This is a genomic window from Paenibacillus agaridevorans, from assembly GCF_003112455.1.
In the GTDB taxonomy this organism is placed as follows: domain Bacteria; phylum Bacillota; class Bacilli; order Paenibacillales; family Paenibacillaceae; genus Pristimantibacillus; species Pristimantibacillus agaridevorans.
This window is the reverse complement of sequence record NZ_BDQX01000047.1, coordinates 38,810-61,557: the sequence shown is the minus strand read 5'-3', so window position 1 is coordinate 61,557 and position 22,748 is coordinate 38,810. Positions and strand designations below refer to the sequence as shown.

At 46.9% G+C, this 22,748-nt stretch carries 14 protein-coding genes; all 14 read right to left on the bottom strand.

The genetic code is table 11. The annotated features are described in order from the left end of the window. Nucleotides 1-17: 17 nt before the first annotated feature. Entirely contained in the window at nucleotides 18-2,162 is a 2,145-nt protein-coding gene (locus tag PAT3040_RS04950; protein ID WP_108991759.1) for a hypothetical protein, read from the bottom strand. A gap of 28 nt (nucleotides 2,163-2,190) precedes the next feature. Further along, nucleotides 2,191-3,315 carry an ROK family transcriptional regulator gene (locus tag PAT3040_RS04945; protein ID WP_108991758.1) on the bottom strand — a complete coding sequence of 375 codons (1,125 nt, stop codon included), beginning with the start codon at nucleotides 3,313-3,315 and terminating at the stop codon, nucleotides 2,191-2,193. Between the two features lie 361 nt (nucleotides 3,316-3,676). After that, on the bottom strand, nucleotides 3,677-4,534 hold the full coding sequence (locus tag PAT3040_RS04940; RefSeq protein WP_108991757.1) for a sugar phosphate isomerase/epimerase family protein: 858 nt from the start codon (nucleotides 4,532-4,534) through the stop codon (nucleotides 3,677-3,679). Between the two features lie 5 nt (nucleotides 4,535-4,539). Further along, complete coding sequence (locus PAT3040_RS04935; RefSeq protein WP_108991756.1) at nucleotides 4,540-5,565, bottom strand: TIM barrel protein; 1,026 nt, start codon at nucleotides 5,563-5,565, stop codon at nucleotides 4,540-4,542. 39 nt (nucleotides 5,566-5,604) lie between these two features. Further along, nucleotides 5,605-6,807 carry a Gfo/Idh/MocA family protein gene (locus tag PAT3040_RS04930; RefSeq protein WP_258234836.1) on the bottom strand — a complete coding sequence of 401 codons (1,203 nt, stop codon included), beginning with the start codon at nucleotides 6,805-6,807 and terminating at the stop codon, nucleotides 5,605-5,607. Nucleotides 6,808-6,824: 17 nt separating this feature from the next. Continuing rightward, entirely contained in the window at nucleotides 6,825-8,081 is a 1,257-nt protein-coding gene (locus PAT3040_RS04925) for a DegT/DnrJ/EryC1/StrS family aminotransferase (protein ID WP_108991755.1), read from the bottom strand. A 29-nt stretch (nucleotides 8,082-8,110) separates the two neighbouring features. Further along, nucleotides 8,111-9,298, bottom strand: a complete 1,188-nt coding sequence (locus tag PAT3040_RS04920) for a hypothetical protein (RefSeq protein WP_108991754.1) — start codon at nucleotides 9,296-9,298, stop codon at nucleotides 8,111-8,113. 640 nt (nucleotides 9,299-9,938) lie between these two features. Next, a complete protein-coding gene (locus tag PAT3040_RS04915; RefSeq protein ID WP_108991753.1) occupies nucleotides 9,939-10,763 on the bottom strand; it encodes an amidohydrolase family protein in 825 nt (274 codons plus the stop codon). Nucleotides 10,764-10,768: 5 nt separating this feature from the next. Continuing rightward, nucleotides 10,769-11,515 (bottom strand): amidohydrolase family protein, encoded by a 747-nt coding sequence (locus PAT3040_RS04910; protein ID WP_108991752.1) that lies wholly within the window; start codon nucleotides 11,513-11,515, stop codon nucleotides 10,769-10,771. Nucleotides 11,516-11,517: 2 nt separating this feature from the next. Beyond that, complete coding sequence (locus PAT3040_RS04905) at nucleotides 11,518-13,179, bottom strand: glycoside hydrolase family 2 protein (RefSeq protein ID WP_258234845.1); 1,662 nt, start codon at nucleotides 13,177-13,179, stop codon at nucleotides 11,518-11,520. A gap of 124 nt (nucleotides 13,180-13,303) precedes the next feature. Beyond that, on the bottom strand, nucleotides 13,304-15,235 hold the full coding sequence (locus PAT3040_RS04900; protein WP_108991750.1) for an alpha-amylase family protein: 1,932 nt from the start codon (nucleotides 15,233-15,235) through the stop codon (nucleotides 13,304-13,306). A gap of 42 nt (nucleotides 15,236-15,277) precedes the next feature. Then, nucleotides 15,278-20,830 carry a DUF4838 domain-containing protein gene (locus PAT3040_RS04895; protein ID WP_108991749.1) on the bottom strand — a complete coding sequence of 1,851 codons (5,553 nt, stop codon included), beginning with the start codon at nucleotides 20,828-20,830 and terminating at the stop codon, nucleotides 15,278-15,280. Between the two features lie 66 nt (nucleotides 20,831-20,896). Continuing rightward, complete coding sequence (locus PAT3040_RS04890; protein ID WP_108991748.1) at nucleotides 20,897-21,772, bottom strand: carbohydrate ABC transporter permease; 876 nt, start codon at nucleotides 21,770-21,772, stop codon at nucleotides 20,897-20,899. Nucleotides 21,773-21,788: 16 nt separating this feature from the next. After that, nucleotides 21,789-22,688, bottom strand: a complete 900-nt coding sequence (locus PAT3040_RS04885) for an ABC transporter permease (protein ID WP_181376444.1) — start codon at nucleotides 22,686-22,688, stop codon at nucleotides 21,789-21,791. Between the last annotated feature and the right edge of the window lie 60 nt (nucleotides 22,689-22,748).

Here is a 22,748-nt window from a genome sequence, read left to right as displayed (position 1 = left end):
CATGGTGCAGAAACTCTTTATTGCATGCTATCCGTTAGCGCAAGCGACTTGCGGTATTGCGCAAATTCGTTATCCAGCACGCTCTGCACTTGCTTCATTTTCCAGCGCAAATGCGCAGTGTCCGTCATATACTCCATGCTCGGTTCCCAGCCAAGCCGCGAATCGGCTTCCACCAGCGGGATCGTAGCCTCCGCATTTGCGATTTCACGGCGGGCCAACTCCTCCATCCGCTCCATCAATGCCAATGCTTTACCGGTATCCCCTTCGCTCAATAGCTGTCGTTTCAGCTTCCACCACTGCTTGACATGGATCGTCGTCTTAATCGACCTGGCAATAAACTGCCCTAGACCAAGCATTCTCACGCCGTCTTCTCTTTTTCTATCCGGAGTCCTTTTTAGCGCTTCTTCCAACAACTCGTTACCGGTCTCCATTAGCTCAAGCATCCGCTCGAGGCTCCTGATTTCCACGTCGATGCGGGTTACGCCAAGCGATTGCCGCGGATCTTCTAGCGGATCGTAATCCGTCAATACGATTTCGTTGCCGAACATCGCATGTTTGACGGCCGGCATTTGCACCGCTTTTTTAAACATAGCATTGCGGAAAACGAGTGGATAAGACGGCCCGACGCGAAACGGTCCGTACTGGTCTTCGTTTGTCGGGATATAATGGGTGATCGCTTCGCTCCATGCGTTCCAAGCTTCCACTGCAAGAGGCGCAGCCGCTTCGCCGAAGTCCCGCTTGGCTATCATCGCGAGCGCTTCCTCATACGAAGGGCTCGGGCTCCAGTAAGCCCACTTTGCGATCTCGCTAACAAAAGACGGCCACCAGCCGAAATGATGGGATTCCATTAGGCCGCTTAAGCCCCAGTCTTGGTTGGCTTTCTTTAATGCCTCATGTCTCTTGTTCCACTGCCCCGGAAACGGCTCGTAAGGAATGACGCCGAAATCCCAAGTGAGCCCGCCCGTATTGCTCATTGCATGCAGCTTAATGCCGCGTTCGCGAGCCACTTCCGCCTCGCTGCTAAAATACGCGCCAGGCCCGACGTTTGAAAGCGTATAGTCTACGCAAACGTGAGTTACATGCTCATTGCGTATTTGCTCGAACATCTCGAACGTCACTTGCAGCGTAATATTTTCCGGCAGCGCGCGGATAAGCTTCAGGCGATCTTCCTCCGGCGCCCAACCCCAGTTGTACGTCCAAAATACGATGTCCGTGTCCGGGTTATGCGCGCGAATCGTTCCCGACAACAGGTTCAGCCACTGCGGAAAGTCTTGACACGGCCACCAACCTGGACTCGGCTTCGTTTGCGGTTGATCGGCTGGCCAATCAAGCCGCAGCTTGCCCGTCGTATTTGTATCCTTGCTCGGGAATTCGCATGATTCCCCGACGAGAATAACTCCTTTGAACCTTGGGCACGCCTTGAACACCCGTCCATAGGTGCTTTCGTAATATTGTTTCGCATCCGGATCATCCGGATGGAGGCGGCTGATCAAATAGCTGTAAACATAGACATCCAGTCCATAGAGCTCAGCGCGATCGACCAAATAGTTGAAATCCTGATAACCTTCCGGCGTTTCGTCAACGTCCTTTACAAACACCATAATCGCGTCGATCCCCGCATGTGCAAGCGCATTCAGATGAGAATCGGGATAACGATCCAGCCCCCAGCCAGAATGGGCCATACGCGGCGAGAACAGCGGTTCGCGAGTAACATCCGAGCAAGCCAGCACCGGCGCTTCGCGCAAATTCATCTGATCCTCAAGAAAATAGCTCCCCTGCGCTGCCCCGCGTTCATTGTAACCGCATACAATGATACGACTTTGCTGAGCAACGATTCGGTAACTTCGCGGCTTCTCAAGCTTATCGCCCATCGCTGGCAATTGCTCGCTCGTCGCCAGTACGATTACACGCTCTTGCAAGGCTAGCGTTTCCGCAATATCCTTTACCCGCAACAAACGAACGGAAACGTTCATGCTTGTAAACAGGTAGTCCTGCAAATCCTTGGCCGTATGAACCAGCAGCGGACTGGCCGCCTCATCGATAACGATGCGCCAGTCTTCCGAAATTTCCAGCTCGCCCGCTTCGGCGCGGACGCTGGAATCACGGCGATTCGGCTTATGAACCACTTCCAGCCGCTTGCGAAAATCGTAATTTCGCTCCATCTTCCGCCCCCTCATCTTTTGTGCTCAGTCATCCAATCAACGAATTTCGAACCAGCGTCAAGGCTCCGATCATCCCCTGCTTATCCCCGAACGAGCTATGTTCCAGTTGCATATCTACCGCAGCATAACGATTTGCTCTAAGCAAGATCGTACGTTTTGTTTCTTCGAAAATGATAGGCAAATGTTCAAAAACGGGGCCTCCCAAATAAATCACTTGCGGATTAAACAAATTAATAACGTTGCTTAAAGCGATACCGATCGCTTTGCCTGACGCAATACAGACATCAAATGCGATTTTATCATTTATTCGATAAGCTTCTGCAATGGATTCGAGTTGGCCGCCTTGGCGCTTATAAGCATCCTCGATCATCGGATAAGTCACAATATTTTCCAAACATCCATAATTGCCACACGAACATCGACCAGCTTCTTCATCTGCGGTAATATGTCCAAGCAACCCGCCTACATTATTAGCGCCTCTAAGCAATTGCCCATTAATAAATATGCCGGCCACTATACCGTAAGCAACGTGAACGTTGATAAAATCCTCGACATCTTTGGCTTTACCTTCTATTTTCTCGGCTAGAGCCATCGTTCGGCCGCTTTCGTCCAAATAAACGGGACAATCAAACCGCCGGTTCAGCCTGGATACAATATCCAGTTCTCCCCAAGCATTGAGGTTTGGAATATTCAATATCCGCTGCATACTCCTATCCACGATACCCGTAACACCGATCCCTATGCCATCAAGGTCATCCGGATTCAATTCCGACTCGGACAAAAATTGTTCAATTTTCTCCAGCACACGCTCTATGACATCCGCTTCTCCGTCAAACTCATCTACCAAGTACTCCCGCTCATGCGTAATTCTCATGAGGTTATCCGCCAATGCAAAGCGGATTCGGTATCCCCCAATATCAATTCCCAAAAACCGGAACTTCTCGGGATTTAAGTACAGCAATACTTCTTTTCTTCCCATCCCATTGCCAACACGATCGCCTTCGACAACGTAATGATGCTCGAGGAGCATTTTTGTAATATTAGTAATTGTCGCTTGCGAAAGGCCTGTCATTTCCGCTAACGCTTTACGGGAGACTCCTTCGCATTTCTGTATAGCCTTCAGAATTTGATTTTCCAATGGATTCAATTTCATCCTAAACTATCCTCTCACACGCAATAATAAAATCACCTACCCATTCTATCATAAGTATTCGCTGTGCTTACAGGGTAAGGCTTTTGACTGAATGATCATGTTGTCTCCGCTTGAATGGCTGTTTTGCTCTTATATATTTTACTTATTAAATTATATAACTTAAAATCCTTATTGTAAATACATTAAAAAAATTCATTCAATCATTTCCGACTAACCAATTACCTTTACCCAAAGTAAATCGACCATATAATCCACTTGATGAATTATGTTATCGGCATAGTAGCGTGAAATGTGCGGCTTCTATCGGCATAGAACCAGCCACGGCTATTAGCCGTGGCTGTTCTTCTTTCTTATCCAGAAATCAGCTTCTCACCGGAATCTTAAGCTCTTGCTCAACAAAATCGCGGCATATTTCCAAGCTGCGTAGAGGCGTATGCACAGAATAGTCGATTTCGACAGTCAGCCATCCATCATAGCCAATTTCATTTAATGCGTCGATAATAGGCGGGAAGTCGATCACCCCCGTACCAAGCTCGCAAAAATCGGTTAATGCTTCATTGCCCATCGACATGGTAGTGGCTTGGCTGCTTGCATCTTTCGGCGCAAGATCCTTAAGATGCACATAAGCGACCCGCTCCTTATGCCGACGAATCACGCTGGGTACATCCATGCCAGCCCCCGATAAATGTGCCGTATCAGGTGCAAAGAACACTTCGGTATCGCATAACGCAAGCAAATCATCGAGCTCATTCTCATCTTGAATCTCCGTCCACAAATGAGGATGCACGCACGACTTAACACCAAATTCCAACGTTCGTTTTGCGGATTCGTTAATTGTAATGGCCGCCTGCTTTAATTGTTCCGGCGTCATAGCTCCTTTACGAGGGGCCCCTGGACCGAACACGATATGTCCAGCTCCGCATTTGGCTATTATTTTGGCTAGCCGAACGTTAAAGTCAATGATACTCTGTTGCTTTGCCGGATCAGCCAAACAACGCCCCGCTTCGCCCGAAGCTCCTCCGTATACTCCGGCAAGGGTAAGACCGTATCGATCGAGCAATTGCTGCAGTTCGCTCTCGCGGTTTTCAAACCCTAACACAAAGGAGGGCCACGGCTCGATGGCCTTGTAACCTAACAGAGCTGCTTCCTCAAAGCTTTTTTCGAATTTGTCGCCCCAAGTAATGCCATGGACGGCTACTTTACCTTTAAAAGCGCTCAAGACATTCATCTCCCCATTAAATGTTCTAAAACATGCAAATCCAGTCCTTCATAATCACGCGCCGCAATAAACTGACGCTCTGCTTCTTTGTCGTAAGTACGCACCTTATCAACGAGATGCAAAAACATTTTTTTGCTATTTTCCAAGTGTTTATACGAAATGTCGCGAGGCTGCGTCCTCATGACCTTTACATCCAAGCCGACAAACTCGCCGTTTTTGCCATATCCATTCTCTTCAAGCACACGCACTTGATTAAATGCACGACGTAAATTATCAGAACCGAATGACTTATCCTGATCGTATTTCAGCCCGTTCTGGTCATTAAGATGTACGCTCCACAGCTTGTCAAAGGAGAGCGCGTAGCCCATTTCATCCGATGGGTCAAGACCTGCCAGTATGCAATGTGCCGTTTCAATTAACCCGCCCACTCGCTTCGGATCTATCGTCCGATAAGCAAGCGCTAATGTGTGTCCAATAGTCGGTATGTACGCATGATCCATTGGCTCATTTGGTTTCGGTTCAATTAGAATTCGGATATTGCTGTCATATTCGAGCAGTTGATTCATGGCATCTACAATGTAATTAACCGAATCAACCGGATTTTTGGCTTCACGAATATAGGTGCCCTCTCTAGCCAGCCATAACACGAAGTTGTTCGTTCCCATCTCTCGCGCAATATCGACAGCTTGTTTGGAACGTTCGATTGCGTAGGCGCGCTCCTTCGCATCATTGGAAGTAAATGCGCCATCAATCGTTCGCTCGCTTTCCCATAGACGTGGAGCAACAATTTCCGCAACCAATCCAAGCTCATCTAAACGACGACGTACGGCACCGGCTTCCTTCATGATTTCCGCATAAGATTTCTGTTCAATATCCGGTACAATATCATCATCGTGGAATTGGATGCCTTCGAATCCAAGCTCGCGATAAACGGCTAGTTTCTGTTGAAAATCATAGGATTGACGAACCGCGGGACCAAACGGATCTGCCCCCTCATGAATATTCCAAGGTCCAAATGAAAATCGATACATAGTCAAGCTCCTCTCAAGTGAAAACGGCTATTAACCGTTCTATGGCGTAAGAATAGTTGTTGTCGGTATTTTTACCCAACTTTTGTTTACAGATGAAGTTTCAACTGCTTCCAGGACCAGTTGATTACGATATCCATCCTCGAAATTAGGCGATGGACTTCTATTTTCGGCAATACCATTTGTTAGCTCATGCAAAAGGTTGATAAAAGTATGCTCATAACCGATAATATGACCTGCAGGCCAGTAGGCCCCCGCATACGGATGGATTCCCTCCGTACAAGTGATGGTGCGGAACCCTTGATTGCCTTGCTCATCATCTTCCAAATATAATTCCAATTCGTTCATACTCTGCATATCCCAACGGACAGAGCCCTTGGATCCATTAATCTCGAACTGGTTCGTATTGCGGTTCCCTTTGCCGAAACGAGTCGCTTCGAAGACGCCGAACGCCCCATTGTCAAAGCGGCCCAGAAACGCTACAGCATCATCAACATCAACATCACCCATCTGATCCCCGTGAATCTCGGCATTTAAACCGCCGCTCATTTCTCCCAGAGGACGTTTCTTGATAAAGGTATCCATCATTCCAGCCACTTCGCTGATCTCGCCTACTAGATAACGTGCCAAATCAATAGAATGAGCCATCAAATCTCCATGCGTACCGGATCCGCATACATCCTTGCGCATCCGCCAGACAAGCGGGAAGTTGGGGTCCATGATCCAATCCTGCAAATATCTAGCTCTAAAATGATAAATATGTCCAAGCTTCCCACTGTCTATAAGCTGTTTGGCATATCGAACGGCCGGAGCGAAACGATAATTGTGACAGATCATATGCACAACTCCGGCTTTATTAACCGCCTCCAACATGCGCCCGGCCTCTTCGACATTCATCGCCAATGGTTTCTCGCATAAAATATGTTTGCCGGCATTTGCTGCCGCGATCACAATTTCCGCATGCGTGTTGTTCGGTGTAACGATATCAATTAAATCGATGTCATCTCTTTCAATTAGACGACGCCAATCCGTTTCATATGAAGCCCATCCCATCTTCTCCGCCGCCGCTTGCACTCCCTCTTGATTGCGTCCCGCAATCGCCTGCATCACAGGTTCGACTTTGGTATCGAAATAAAAAGGCAAGTCGCGATAAGCGTGGCTGTGGGCTTTTCCCATAAACTTGTATCCAATCATGCCAACGCGCAATTTCTTTTTCACCGTTCCGCCTGACAGCATCTCACTCATCCTCGCTCACTCACTCCTTATAGGGTGGCTGCAACTTTACGAATCGCTTCAATGACATCGTTACAATCTTCATCCGTCATATTTTGATGCAGATTTATCGCGATAGCACGGTTTAGCCAGTCAATCGTTTGCGGGCACATATCTTGCGAATATTGGACATTGCCTTTGTAGCTCTGACAGTTCCAAGGGGTATCATTTTCCGAAGCCCCTTGCTTCTCCATTACGTATTTCCAATTTTTAAAAATATGCCGATCCGCAAAACCATTGTTGTTAATCGTGCCGTTTGGAATGCCTTCTTTGACCAACAGCTTCGAAAATTGTTCGGATTGCTCCAGTGTATCCAAGTAGAAAACCAAGCTGTAAGAGAGATCGCCTTGTGGATCCGGAATACGTTGCAGCTGTATTTGCGCGATATCCTTGATCCCATCCACAATGACCGACTTGACCTTCTGAAGTCGAGATACAAGAGAATCGATCCGCTGGGATTGGGCAAGCGCAAGCGCCGCGTTTAGCTCGCTAAGTCTGTAATTCTCGCCAGCAAAAGGAACGGTTTCGGCCATTTTGTTCATATCCCAGTACACGAAAGCAGAATCATGATAAATCATAGCTCGCGCGTTTATAGATGGATCATTGGTAACGAGCATGCCGCCTTCGCCCGCAGTAACCAGTTTATATTGCTGAAAGCTAAAGCAGCCGGCATTGCCAATCGATCCGAGCGCCTTGCCTTTGTAGGAACCGCCATTTGCTTGTGCGACATCTTCGATCACAATAAGCTTATGCTTTGTCGCGACCGCCATAATTTCGTCCATCTGGCAAGGAACTCCTCGCATATGGACGGGAATAACCGCTTTTGTATATGGGGTAATGGCCGCCTCCAGCGCTTGCGGATCCATTGTTAACGTGTCATCTACATCTACAATAACTGGAACCGCGCGGGCAATTAAGACGGCCGCCGCAGTAGCAATGTAGGTGTATGCCGGTACGATTACTTCGTCTCCCGGTCCGATGCCTGCTCCAATCAACGCAACTACAAGCGCCGAAGTACCGGCATTAACGCCTAGACAATATTGTACGCCTAGCCGATCACTGTACAATTTCTCCAATTGATACGCTTCCGAAAGCTCGTTATCACTACCGCTATATCGGAATACTCTCTTTTTGTCCAGGACACGCAGCACATACTCTTTTTCCAGCTCGCCAATTTCCGCCGTGCTGACTAAGCCGAAATCCCATGGTTTCGTACGTACCGGAGTATGATTATCATGTAATTGCATCGAGTTCCCTACTTTCCTACCGTTATTTTTTATAAACTCTCGACTAGCTCTGCCGCAGCCCGAACAAATAGATCAGAAACGGTTTCGTCAAAAGGGGTAACATTCATTTCATATCCACCCAGCCCATCACGGAACGCCTCTACAGTTGGAAGATACCCATGGCATCCATTTGCAAGTCCGGACATCAAGGTAAACGACGCTGGGGAATACGGTTTAATCAACCTCTCATACCCATTAAAAACCTCGCAAGATACGGCAAGCAGCAGCAAATCCCCGATTCGGAAGCCTTGCAGCGTCACGTCGATCGTTGGCATAAAATATCCTTGACGCGTTGGAAGCGTAACTTGCTTCTCTGCCGCTTTCATCGGAAGTATGCCCATCGGCTGCAGGTCTTTCGCTACGTGAGCAATATCCCGATGCAACACTTGAGCCATCTCGAGCACCCAAGGATACGTATCTTCTGTTTCTGTCCGGTAATGGTCCCTCGGGCCTACATTTCCAGAAAATCCTTGAATGAACAACGAAACAAAACCTTCTTTAAACGTCGATTCGTACTCACTCATCGCCAGTCCGACAAATTCGCTGGAAACCCGATTAAACGGATTGGCCAGCAAGGTTGGATGAACCGCACAGTTGACGATTGCCCCCAAAGACTCGCCGTCTATCGACTCAATCATAATGAGATGGAGCGAATGATCAATGGGCAATGTATCGTTATGCTGCAGATGAGGTCTACGATTTACCGATACGCTGCATTGTCCGGCAGCCGCACGAATTTGTACGTCCTGCAGCCTTTCGGCCGTTTCTGCAATCATTGCTGCGATTCGAGAAGTATACTTCTCGCTAAAATACTCGGGGGCGCTATGGGTATGCGTTGCATGCACGGATACGGTAAATTCCTCTGTTTGAGCGGCATCCGCCCATAACCGCTTCGTTCCTTCCGGGAACGTTTGGAGCAATTGACGATAAGGCTCCATTTGCCCATTAGGATTAGGTGACAGGTAGTCCTTTTCGTTCGTGAGACAACAGTCGACACTAACAATCACTTGCCGTGATATCCCATCGTCTAAAATCAAAACCCGCGCATACAATTCATCCAATATGTCTTTGTCAGGATTCGCAATGTATAAACCAGGATCATAACCTTGCAGCGGTGCCGGCTCCTCTGGCGTTATCTTTACTTTTCCAAACGCCGCCTTCACTCCTCCATCTTTCATCGCTTGTATCCCTCCCGATTCGGTGCGTGAGTTCTATATAATTCATTAAGTGAATTATATAACCGATAAACCCGTTTGTAAACCCCTTCATTAAAATATTTATGCGATAAATACAGTCGTTCTAATCCGGATAACAGTTGATTTTTCTATATAATTTATTAGATAAATTATATAGCTGTGAATAATCAGGTTGAGAACTTCAAGATTCAAATAACAAGCTATCGACAAGGGAGTAATGAGAAAAACCGTCAGGGACAAATCACCCTAACGTTCCTTGCGTCTGCATATTTGTGCATTTCTCCCCAATTTCCGAAACAAATTTGGCCCCTGCACAGCGATTTGTACGAAAATACACAAATTCTCGCTTCACATCGTCGTTCGGAACCCCTCTGAACCAAAATTTAAGTATATATGTACAAATATATGAATGAATGGCTCTTACCTCACCATAGTTGTGTATTTTCGCTCAATTGTTGTGTAAACAGCGCAAACGAATCTGCATCTGAGAGCGCTATAAACAAGCCGTCACGACCTGGGCACTTGGGCCCTGGGATTACTCACTCCTAAGGAGTCCAATTTCAACTCCTACATGCGACTCAAAATTAGAAAAAAACCGCGTTTTAACGCGGTTTTTTCGGCATCATCGTATTAAAAAGCTCTTCAACAACCGCTGTGCATTAAGGCCCAGCACCTTTTCTTTTATTTCTTCGGAAACCCGAGCATATAAAACGTTGCCGATATCCCAGGTCAAGCTGTTAAATGCAGCATCGCTGGAGAATAGCAGCTTATCCGGATTCGCCTGGCTGACAAAATAGTCGAGCGGCCGACCCGAGCATAAAAAGACGCCCGTTAAATCAAGGTACATATTCTCATACTTGTTTGACAGCTCAATGGCCGTCGTTACTCCAGGCTCTACTCCGCCGGAATGGCCAATTAACACGGTAACGTTTTTGTATTTTTCAGCGATATCCAACAATCGCACTGGATCGGAGTAAGGACATTGCGACCAGGTGTGAACGAGTACGAGCAAACCTTTAGAATCCGCATATTCCCACATGGGGGCATAGTCCGGACCGTTAATCGGATATTTATTGACATCCGGATGAATCTTGATTCCCACAAATCGGTCGGAACTCGAGAAACATTGCTCGGCAATTTCCAAACTTTTTTGCTGCCAAGAAGGAATATACGTCACGTAGCCCAATAATTTGCGATGAACCTCCATCAGCCTGGCCAAGTCAAGGTTTGCTTCCAGTTGATTCGTAAATAACCCTCTCATCATCGACACGATGGCATAATCGACGCCTACCTGGTCCAGCATAGTAGTAAAAAGAATGGCTTGCTCTTTTTCCTTACTGGCAGACGGCATATAAATGCTAGGGGATGAACCTAAATGACTATGAACGTCTATCACCAAAACATGATCCAGAGGTTTCCCTTGCTCGGCGTATTCCTTTATTAGCATTTCGGTCACCCCTCCATCAGTTTCTCCATATTTTTATAGGCAATATTCTCTTTGTCTTCCATGCTTATGTCAGCATACGATAGCATTGTAATGGCAGATCCAGGCATTCTGAACGGCATATCCGTGCCCCATAACAGGCGTTCCGAACCAAATCTCCGCACCGCTTCTTCGTACGCCAGCATATTGGCATAGGCGCTAAATTCCACATAGAAATTAGGGTAGTTTTCCAAATAGCTATAGATAACCATATTGTTTCTATGGCTGACAGAAGTAAGAATCACATTGACAGCGGGATGCTCCTTTAAAAGAGACTCGAAAATTTCCATATCTTTTCCATGAGCATCTATCATTTCCGAATGATCGATTAATAGATGAATATGAAGTTTGGCGGCCATCTCGAAGATTTCCCTGGTATGCGCGCCATGCAGCGTAAATCCGTGCAATCGCGGATATATGCGAACAAAGCGAATACGTTCCTTGCGCAGCAGTTTCTCCGTTTCAGCCCATCCCATTTCATACTTATAATGAGGCGATAGAACAAAACAAGGAATCAATTTGTCCTCTCTTCGAGTCCAATCAAGCATTTTTTCGTTACCTGAGATCGGATCCAAATCACGTGCCATGGAGTGAATGACAATCGCTTTTTCAATGTTGTAATAATCGAGACTATCGATCAGTTCCTGTTCGCTCGTTATTTCCAGCTTTACATTGGCCGATGATCCAAGCACGCAATGAACATCTATTCTTTTCATCCTTATTCAAGCTCCCTTTTGATACCATCATTAAAAAGCCTGCTTAACACACTTAATGACTCCTTATCTTGACGATCTACAGTTACGACGCCATATGCGCCATAGGGAGCTTGCCAAGGTCCGGCATACGTACTGCGATGGTAATAATCTGCCCAGCACCAAAGGATGCCGCCTTGTACACCTTCCACGCTTCTGATTGCTTGCCATACCGATTCAATATAAGCTGCTTGAAGCGTTTCTGAGTAACGATGATCTCCGTGAATACCCGCTAGCGCTTGCGCACCAAACTCTGTGACAACTACAGGCTTTCCTGCAAACTCCAAAACCGTATCCTGCAAATGATTAGCCGTAGCGATTGCAGCGAATTGTTCCAGCTGGTCGATTTGATAAACAATTGGCGCTATAACAGAACCGTAGTAAAAATTGATGCAGACCATATCCGCCTCGACAAATGCCTGATGTCCAGCTGTATGTCCAACAGCTACAAAAGATACTAGACGGGTAGGATCTAGCTCTCTTGCTTTGCGCATTAAGCGACGCATTGCATCAATGCCATATGGCTTATTCGTTCCGGATTCATTACACATGCTCCAAGCAATAATACAAGGATGGTTGCGGCCGCGCTCAATCATTTCTTGCAATGCAACCTCGGCTCTATCAATAATTCCGTTATTTTCAGCCTCATCTACCTCCGCGTCAATCTCCCAAGGCTTTAGCCACCAGTTTAACGGTATCTCTTCGAAGAGTAGAAGTCCGATTTCATCCATCAGGTTCAGATGAAGCGAGTCCAGCGGATAATGGGTCCGAATACAGTTCACTCCGGCTTGCTTTGCTTTGAGCAAATCGGCGCGGATAACTTCTTCCGGGACGGTGGGACCGTATCCAGCAACTTCATCGTACCGATTAACCCCTTTAATAATAATTGGCTGGCCGTTGAGACATATTTGCGTTCCCTGTACCTCGATCGTCCTGACCCCGAAGCGCTCTTGCTTCTCATCTACAGCTTCGTCGTTAAGCCCGAGCAATTCCGCCCTCAAGTCATAGAGTTTGGGAGAATCCAGCGTCCAAAGCTGAGCTTGCGGTAAATCAATCGTTGCCGAGCAGACTGCTTTTTGTCCTGCTTGACAGGTGACCTCTACTAGAGCTATATAGATGTCATCGTTCGCAGGGATTTCGAGCAAGATGCTCCCATCGAATAATGCCCCTCCTGCATTTGTCACTTCTACATTGCAGACGACTTTGGCTCCTCCCAGAACAGGCGAAGCATCAATAGCAATGTCGGATATAAAACAGAGGTTGCTTGTAACGAACGATATCGGCCGCAAGATCCCTCCATATTGAATCCATTCGATAAGCGTCGCCCCCGGCAGCCAGTTGCTTCGCGGCACATTATCTACTCGGATAACTACCTGATTGGTTCCGGTTTCATGTAAATAGGAAGTAATATCATATTCGAAAGGTAAATAACCGCCGATATGCTCTCCTACCCGTTCGCCATTGACCCAAACCTTGGCATACCCGCTCACTCTCTCGAACTGAAGGCGATGGTTACGATCTTGCTGAACCAGATCCCCTCCGATCTCCAGGCAATACCAACCTATGCCCTCGTAACCCCAGAAAGCGTGGCTGTAAAAATCCCACGCCCCCGGAATGGCCACTCGCATCCAATTCGATTTGTCGAATTGGGGAGAAAACCACTTATTTTGCTCCCCTCTATCGTCAATATCAATTAAGAAAGCAGCATCGTTGCATGTAAATACTGGCATCCTCTCACTCCTCGGCTGTCTCTTAAACTCCTTCCGCTACAACAACCATCAGATAACCGTCTATATCCGGCAGCGGAATTCGAATGTACTCTCCTGCAATTTCATAGGCTAGCGCTTCTCCAGTAGGAGCCATATACACTTTCTCGACATGTTGTCCCTTCACAGATACAACCGCTTTCGTTAGCAGCTGGCTATCCTCAACAATCGTATAATTCCCTCGTTTTTCTGGATGTGTCGTCTTGATATGAATCATTCTCATATCTTCTTTTTTCGTTACCGTTACACGCGTGGTTGAAGGGATATTCTCGCACTTGATAAGCGGATCTGGAAGCAACTGCGCCAAGCAATACTTCACCATATTTTTATGAGTCACCATCGCATATTCGTTATACGCAGAGAAAATATTAAAGCTGAATTGAAAAATATTGCCGGATCTGGCCAGCGCAGGACGTCCGCTGCTCTTTTCGGGCGGTGCGTAAAAATAGCCATGAAACCCATCCCAATGCCGATTGAAATACGGTTGAATGTAATCCGCAATCATCTGAGCGCCATTCTTCAGCTGCATTTGGATGCCCTGTTTATAAACGGCATGCATCATATCAGGGACCTCTTCCCCTGTATCCTCCAACATCTTGAAATAGGATAGATTCCATGGATCAGGCCCGTCATAATCCAGGTTCCAAGCATCGATAGCAAATTTCGTCTTTTCGGGATTGAGCCCGCCATATCCTGAGCTGATAATACCTTTGCCCTCAGCCAAATGCTGCTCCAGCTTCTCTTTAAGCATCTCCGAAACCGTCAGATCATCGGGCAAAATGATGAGCCTATACGGCGATAAATCCATACGCTCATCGAGGAGATCGTACGTATACTTGAGCTCTCCCAATATACGAACGGCTCCAAAGTGGTTTTTACTAGTAACTCCGCTGACAGGCACCATGACCCCGATCTCCGCCACTGCTTTGGCATTGTCCGTCCAAGGCTCGTATTTCTCTATTTCCGTATACACTTCACCGATCATTTTGTACACGGCTGGATCAAGTCCGTCACGAGGGTGCATATGGTCGCCGACAGAAGTCGTCACAGCGTTGCTGATCGCATCCCAGCAATCATTTTCCAATGAAGTTTTCGTCTTGAGACCACCGAAATCTCCCCAGCTTGCTTGAAATCTCCCCGTCATATAAAACACCTGTATGCCAAGATTCCTAGCATAGGCCACTTGCGCCGGAAAGAAATCATACCCCCAAAGTCCCGGCAAACATTCGATCTCCGAATGCGTACTCAGTCCCTCTGATTCGCCGAAGTGCAAACCGTTCAGGTAGAGAAATTTGTCATCGCCTACAAGCGACTTAACCTTTCTGCAAAATTCAAGCGTCTGCAGCCTGGAAAAGGCAAGCACTTGCTCGTCGTTAAGCGGATCCATTCCGCGCTTGTGCATATCTTCACTGCATTCGTTGCCATAGCAGGGCGAAGGATGCATATTGATACAGTCGAGAAATACTCCTTCAACCGGATAACGATCCAACACTTCCTTGATCATCGCCAGCATATAGTCGCCATAACCGGAGTTCAGACACATGTTTCTAAAGAAATGTTCTGTTCGGTCACCGTAGATGACCTGTCCCTCTTTATTGACGATGGTCCATTCGCGATGCTTTCTGGCCATTTCATGGTCTAATCCCAGGTTGAAGTATGCGGTTACGCCAATGCCCAGCTTACGGCATTCTTCAACGGTCTCTCCGAACATATCGAAATTCAAATGAGGATGCATCACGCCGACTTCTGTCGGATAGTAGGCGTAGCCAATATTGCATTTGGCGAACGCATTAATAAATTCTACTTTGGCGTCTTTTAACGTTTGAGCAAATATCTTGGCATCAAAATTCGCCCCAAAATCAGGAATGTCCGGCAACGTATGAAAATCAATATGAACTGCTCTTTTAATTTGTCTCATCTTAATAGGCCTCCAAAATTTATGAATTATACTCGAATATATCTACTGTTCCGATACGCCATAAGCGACGACATCGTCAAAATAAACGGTTTTGCCCACCGGGATGCCATAGTGATAGATCTGGAAATTCAAGTATTTTGCTCCGGCTGGGATCGCTGCTTGAAACGTAACCTCCTGCCAGACTCCGGCAGTATCCGAAATATGTCTGGTCTCTGATCCTAGTTGACCTAGCAGTTGCCAATTGGCATCATAAACATCGGCGGCCAGCACCAACGATCCACCTGCCACGGCATCCACTGCGCTGTAGTAATAGGCTGATGCCTCCATATTGGCATGCACTGTCTCGTCAACTTCAATCGTCGTAATGAGAGACCCGCTAGTGATCCCCTTAACCGCGATACTATACGCTCCTGTATGGGCAACCTCATCCGTTCGGTACGCTCTTTCGGTAATCGGATTGCGGTTAGAATTGAAATAACTGAAGCGCCAATCCTTTGTTTTAATATCGTAAGCACTCATCTCATCCGCTTCTTCAAAAGAGATATTGTTGTTTAGTTCCGGGGACTCTTCCTCAATCGGCGCTGTGACGCCATAAGCGACAACATCGTCAAAATAAACGGTTTTACCCACCGGGATGCCATGATGATAGATTTGAAATCTAAGATATTTCGCCCCGGCTGGAAGTGCCGCTTGCAAGGTTACCTCCGCCCATGCTCCAGCCGTATCCGAGATTTGTTTCGTATCCACGGCCAAGGTACCGAGAGATTTCCAAGAGGCATCCAAAACTTCCGCGTCGAGCACCAAAGTTCCGCCTGGTTCGGCATTGGCAGCGGTATAATAATAGGCCGATGCGTTTATAGCGGTGTGTCTCGTCTCATCGATCTCGATCACGGAGACGAGCGACCCTCTGGTTATACCGGTAACCGCAATACTGTACGCTCCTGTACGGGCTATTTCATCCGTCCGGTACGCTCTTTCGCTAACCGGATTGCGTTCTTGAAGCGGATAATATTCATACCGCCAATCCTTGGTTTTAATATCAAACGGACTCGTCTCATCCGCTTCTTCAAAGGACTCATTATTGTTCAGCGGCAGATTCCCTACCCGTATCGGAGCAGCGCTCACAGCTGCTGACTGCTTGTATGCGACCGAGTAGATAACCGTGTGTACGTTCTCCGTCACAGGCAGCGGCGGAACCGACAACATCGCTGTTTTGCTAGCTTCATCCCATGCTGTCACTTCTGCCGTCAACACCGTTGCTTCTCCATCATCAATTTGCTGCGTCACCGTAAAGTCGCTTCCGACAGGGCTCGACTCGATCCAGCCGTTTAGCGCCACCTCAATGCTCCCATTTGTTGCATACACGTTGGCAACCGAAGGCGCTGCAACACCGTAAGCGACGATATCGTCGAAATAGACGGTTTTGCCCACCGGGATGCCATAATGATAAACTTGAAATTTGAGGTACTTAGCCCCGTCAGGCAACTCTGCTTTGAGTTTAACCTCCGCCCATTCGCCAGCGGTATCCGAGATTTGTTTGGTTTCGAGTGCCAAAGTACCAAGTGACTGTCCGTCAGCGTTCAACACTTCCGCGTCCAGCACCAGCGCCCCGCCCGGCTCGGCATCTGCAGCACTATAATAGTAAGCCGACGCGTCGATATAAGCGGCTGTCTCGTCAACTTCAAAAGTCGTAACTAGCGACCCGCTGGTGATACCCGTAACTGCAATGCTATGCTCTCCTGTGCGAGCCATCTCATCGGTGCGGTAGGCTTTTTCGGTCTGCGGATCACGATTATGATTGTAATACTCAAACTTCCAATCCTTGGTTTTAATATCAGACGGGCTCGACTCATCCGCTTCTTCAAAGGACGTATTGTTGTTCAGCGGTTGCTGCCGATTTGGATCTGCCAGATAAACCGGTTTGAAGTGTTCCGCAGTCCAAGGACGTCCGCCGCCCCAAGTTAAAAACCATTTTTGCCCATGGTAATTTCTTAGGAAATAGCCTTGCAGCTCTGTAGTCTCACTTGGATCTATACCGATACTCGCAAAGGGAATGACTTGAACGGTATTCCAGCGATCAAATTTGATTTCAGACTTGCTTTCCCACGCTACATCTTCAGCTGGCGCAGGTGCTCCGGTTCCCACTTTCCGATGGTTGAACCTGACATCCCTGGGATTGGAGAAGAACCCCGTAATACTTGCCGTCGGATCGGCGGATACAAAAGTTTCGACGGAATCATCCCCGCCGCTGCTCCACCATGAGCCCGGTGCGGAATCGCTCACGACCATTCCCCATGCACGACTATCGAAATTTTCATACCCGACATACAGATTTTCGTCATCCCAGAGCAGGTAAACATTTGTTTTCTCCGGCACATCAATTCTTGTCCCCATAACCATAAATTCGCTAAACGGAACTGCGTTTCTCCATGGTCCTTGATTGAAATCAAGCGAGTTCAAGATGTTGTCTTTGCTTGCTGTCGTTTTAACCGCATTGGCTGAGAAATTGGTGTTGCTAATGTACGTCAAAAATTCCTCTAACCCGTCTTTAACCTGGACATCCTCCGGGTGAGCAGCAATGTAGCTTTGCAGTGCGGCAATCAGACTCGTCTGTATGCCATCCCAAGTTCCGCCTCTATGCGGTGGGGCTTGCGGAATGTGTAAAATGGGGTCACCCTCAAACTGGGTCGGCAAATTAAACCGCTTCTTTACCATCTTGAAACTGATCTTAATGTCCTCGAGCATCTCAAGCGCTTCGGTATTATTTGTCGGCGCATCAACAGGAGTGGTTCTTGGATAACTGAGTGCAGAAGCTTCGTAAAACTCAAAAGCTCGCATCAGTTTTTTGGCACGCGCCTTCTGCCCCGAAGTCTGAGCCTTAGCCACTACTTGCTCCATCAGGTTCCTGCTTACCGTTATGTCTTCCTTCGTCACGGCTTCCAAATAATCAGGTTGATCGAATCTCAAATAATAACGCTCATCCGAATTAAACCATCTCTGATACCAATCCGAATCTTGAACACGTACCGTCCAAAAATGTTCCCATAGCTCGTAATAGGCTTTCAGATCTACTGCCGCATCTGGGCCAACCGCATGTGTGTACCATTCGTCCAGCAAATCATCGACATCTTGGTCTGCATTCCACTGCAGCTTGGCCGAAACCCATGGCTTTGGTCCCTCGCCGAAATTCGGAAACAATTCCGCAACATGACCGATAACGCCTTGATCTTGCGCATACTTGTAATTGTCCGCCATCCTCTGCATGTATACACGCGGCACATTATACGGAGAACCATACAAATACTCATACCAGCCAATATTGGTCGCCACTTGCGTCCAACCCTCAATGTTCAGTTTCCCTTCATCAGCAACGCTCTCATCTTCCCAAGTCATCCGATCCTCCGTAATATAAGGGACCACATGGGGGTGCAACGGCTCACTTGGCGGATCGTACATCGTCCAATAGGCCAGCAATCCAAAATATTTATCTTTATATTGCTCATCTGCCAAGACGCCTTCAACAACTTGATTCACCCATGGGTAATAAACATCCGACAAATGCAAGGAACCCGTTGAATTGATTTCCCCGTTCGCGCGCGCGATATCTTCTGCACAAAACCTGGTACTGTCATTTATCCCTAGAGAATAGGAGCCGACATCCGGATTTTCATCGAAATATTGTTTAATGCGTTGAATCGCGACTGCAGCGGTTGTGTCATTCAAGCATGGTTGCCATTCGTAAGGATGCGTCGGAACAACTCCATCCACATAATACTCCGGGTGATCTTGAAATACGACCGGGTCAAACAGAACAGCCAGGTTATGATGGAATTGAATATTATCGTGAATTCCGTTGCGCCGTCCCCATTCTGCAGTGGCAGGAGTATTAAGAAAGAAGAATGAACGCGATATCGTAGCAGGCTCCTCCTGAATCAATTCACGCGGTATAGCAACTGTGCTATGCGGCGGTACATCCTCGCCATCCGGTCCCGGAAGCAGCCAACGTATCCCCAGAAACCGCTCAAGGAACTCGTTAACGCCAAATTCGGTTCCCCAATCCGTAGCTCCTTTAATCGTAATATGATTCACTTGCGAATCGATAATAAATCCATGAACGTTCATTTCTTCAAGCAAATCTTGGTGTTTTGCCTGATCTTCTGTCCGGCTTACTCCGATGTAAATATATGTTGTATCGCCGTTTGGCGGTTCCGTCAATGGATCCAAAGTTACTAGCGGCAGCGCAGCGCCAGTGGATTTCTGTATATAATTTTTTAAGGTGTTAGCGGCCTCAACTGTTCGTTGGCTTGCATCTACATCAATAATAATCTGTGCCTTGGCCATGCCATTATCGACAATGAGATTGCTTCCAATTTCGGGCCCGGGTGTCGTTGGCCCAGGTGTAACCGATGGGCCCGTTTGACCCTGAGATTGGTTTGCCAGATCTACCAGCACCAGCGGTCGTGTCTCGAAAGTTGTCCCTTTCGCTTTTACGTTTAATGTCGCCTTCTCGATGACTCCCAATCCCATTACCTTAGCCATTGCATCCAGCAGCATTGTGATGATCTTCGCTTCTTCACCTACTTCTAAAATAACGGGGGACTTAACCGTCAGTTCGGTTATCGTCGTCGTTCCCGTTACAACAATCCGCACCGTTCCGGCTGCTCGATCTACAATAACAGTAAACATAACACTGTTATCCATGTGTATGCTGTTACTTCCTCCGCCCTTAACGATCGTCGTACCTAGAACCGTTACATTGTTAAGGAAAACATCACCTTCTCCGATACCTTCGGCTAACAATAAATCTCCAGTGATCTTCATATTTTGCAGCGTTACACCAGCAACATTGACAACCACATTGCCATCAATCGTCCGAACGCTATCAGCGGGTCCATATGTACCCGATTGATTGTATTCAGTCGGAGTTTTCAAGCTTAGCGCACGATCCAAAAGGACTACAAGCTCGGCACGTGTAATGAAGTTTTCCGGTTTAAAGCTTCCATCGGCGTATCCCTTCATTAATTGTGCAGTTGTAACAGCTGCAACAGCTCCTTTGCTCCACTGCGATATCAGCTTTTCATCCGTAAAAACGTTCGCAGCAACGCTGTCTCCATTTGTATCTAATCCCAATAATCGAGTAATAATAACTGCCGCTTCTTGCCTGCTGAGCGGTTTCTTAACTCCTATTGTGCCATTGGCAAAACCTTTGACGTAACCAGCCATCATCGCTTTAGCCACATCTTTATATTCCCAATCGGAGGCGGCTAGATCGGAGAAATCGATTGGCATTTGTTCGTTAAGCCCAAAGGATCGATTAATGAGCGCGAATGCTTCCCCCCGCTTGACCGTACGATCCGGTTGGAATGTACCGTCAGGATAACCTTCGATCAAACCGGCAGCAGCCCATTTCTTTAATGGCTCCCCTGCCCAATGGTTCTCCAAATCGGGAAAAAGAGCAGTGGATGAAGCAATACTGTCGATTGGCTTAGCCGTTTCACCATATACGCTGTTTATTGAAAAGCTTAGTGTGGAACATAAGAGACAAAACATAATAAATAGAACAAAACCTTTTTTACCTCTGCTTCTCAAAGTCATGATAAACCTCCCATATCGGATTATCCACAATTTTGAATACGCTTACATTACAACGGTGATTGATTGCTATCCCTTAACACTCCCTAGTACAATTCCTTTTACAAAAAATCTTTGCAAAAATGGATAGACAACAATAATAGGAAGCATGGCTACGATAATTTGCGCTGTTTTGACCGTTCGTGTAGAAATGTTCTTTAATTCTGCAAAGTTCGTAATTCTACTCATATCGGGATTCGTCACTATCGTTTGCAAATACGTCTGCAGCGGATAATGCTCCGGCCTGTTCATATAGATCAACCCATCAAACCAGGCGTTCCAATGACCGACCATCGTAAATAAGGCTATGGTTGCCAGTGAAGGAAGCGACAACGGCAGGCTAATGCGGAACAAAATCGTCCAATGACCCGCTCCGTCGACAAACGCCGATTCATCCAACTCTTTGGGGAGCCCTCGAAAAAAATTCAACATAAGCGTAATGTTAAAAACTTGTACGGCGCCTGGAAGCACAAGCGCCCATATCGTATCCAGCAAACCATATGCGCGAACCACCATGTACGTTGGAATAAGGCCTCCGCTAAATAGCATGGTCGTAACAAAAAACCAAACATAAAACGTCCGTGAACGAAATCGGGCAGATTCTTTGGAAAGAGGATAAGCGGTCAGCAGCGTCAACAAACAACTGATGGATAAACCTAAGCCCACTCTCTCCAGAGACACCAAAAATGATTTGCCGAATTTCGGTTCATCCATAATATACGTATAAGCATCCAAGCTGAACTCGATCGGCCACAAGAGTACTTTCCCCGAATTTGCAGCAGCAGGACTGCTTAATGAAAATGCGATGATATGAATAACAGGAAGCAAACACACAATGCCTAACACAAGCATGGCTATACTAATGACAATGGTTGCTAGCTGCTGCGAACTTTTTTTCGATCCCATCGACAACCCTCATCTATCAAAATATTCTGTATCCCGCCAGACGATAAGCAAGCCAGTAAGAAGTTCCTATCAACAATGCAGCGATGACGGATTTAAACAACCCCACTGCTGTTGCGACACCAAACTGTGCATCCACAAAACCAACCCGGTACAGCAGCGTATCGATAATATCGCCGGATTCATATACGGATGGACTATAAAGCATAAATACTTGCTCGAATCCCGCATTCAAGACATTGCCCATACTTAATACGCCAAGCAAAATAATAATCGGGGTAATGCCTGGCAAAGTAACATGAAACGTCTGCTTCCAACGATTCGCGCCATCGATAATAGCAGCCTCATAAATCGTCGGGTCGATGGAAGTTAGCGCAGCCATATAAATGATAGTGGCAAACCCAAACTCCTTCCAAACATCTGTAATCACTAACGTGAAAGGAAACCAGCTATTATCTCCCAGAAAAAAAACGGAAGGGAGACCAACCCCTTGCATCACTTTGTTAATAATGCCATTTTCCACAGAAAGAATATCGATTAAGATACCCCCGAGAATGACCCACGAAAGGAAATGCGGCAGGTAGATCATCGTCTGCACGGATCGTACCAGCACTTTTTTCTTCATTTCATTAAGCAAAAGCGCTACCACTATCGGAACAATTAGGCCTGCAATGATCTTCATGAGTGCAATAAACACTGTATTATAGAGGACTTGATAAATATCCGGCATATTGAGCATATAGATAAAGTTATCTAGCCCGACCCAGGTCGATTTAAAAAAGCCCCGATTTGGGATAAATCTTTGAAACGCAATAACAATGCCCGTGATGGGAACATAAGAAAATAGAATTGCAAACAGAGTAGCCGGAATTAACATGATATGAAGCTGCAAGTTTTTACTCCATCGTTTTGAGTTCACCTTACTTTACCTCCTAAATGCCCATTCGATTAGAAAGGGAGAGGGGAGAGACAGCCGGTA

What these genes read in the sequence shown, in the direction of transcription:
- PAT3040_RS04950 (WP_108991759.1), bottom strand. Translation starts at nt 2,162, where the DNA reads ATGGAGCGAAATTACGATTTTCGCAAGCGGCTGGAAGTGGTTCATAAG.
- PAT3040_RS04945 (WP_108991758.1), bottom strand. Translation starts at nt 3,315, where the DNA reads ATGAAATTGAATCCATTGGAAAATCAAATTCTGAAGGCTATACAGAAA.
- PAT3040_RS04935 (WP_108991756.1), bottom strand. Translation starts at nt 5,565, where the DNA reads ATGTATCGATTTTCATTTGGACCTTGGAATATTCATGAGGGGGCAGAT.
- PAT3040_RS04930 (WP_258234836.1), bottom strand. Translation starts at nt 6,807, where the DNA reads ATGAGTGAGATGCTGTCAGGCGGAACGGTGAAAAAGAAATTGCGCGTT.
- PAT3040_RS04925 (WP_108991755.1), bottom strand. Translation starts at nt 8,081, where the DNA reads ATGCAATTACATGATAATCATACTCCGGTACGTACGAAACCATGGGAT.
- PAT3040_RS04920 (WP_108991754.1), bottom strand. Translation starts at nt 9,298, where the DNA reads ATGAAAGATGGAGGAGTGAAGGCGGCGTTTGGAAAAGTAAAGATAACG.
- PAT3040_RS04915 (WP_108991753.1), bottom strand. Translation starts at nt 10,763, where the DNA reads ATGCTAATAAAGGAATACGCCGAGCAAGGGAAACCTCTGGATCATGTT.
- PAT3040_RS04910 (WP_108991752.1), bottom strand. Translation starts at nt 11,515, where the DNA reads ATGAAAAGAATAGATGTTCATTGCGTGCTTGGATCATCGGCCAATGTA.
- PAT3040_RS04905 (WP_258234845.1), bottom strand. Translation starts at nt 13,179, where the DNA reads ATGCGAGTGGCCATTCCGGGGGCGTGGGATTTTTACAGCCACGCTTTC.
- PAT3040_RS04900 (WP_108991750.1), bottom strand. Translation starts at nt 15,235, where the DNA reads ATGAGACAAATTAAAAGAGCAGTTCATATTGATTTTCATACGTTGCCG.
- PAT3040_RS04895 (WP_108991749.1), bottom strand. Translation starts at nt 20,830, where the DNA reads ATGACTTTGAGAAGCAGAGGTAAAAAAGGTTTTGTTCTATTTATTATG.
- PAT3040_RS04890 (WP_108991748.1), bottom strand. Translation starts at nt 21,772, where the DNA reads ATGGGATCGAAAAAAAGTTCGCAGCAGCTAGCAACCATTGTCATTAGT.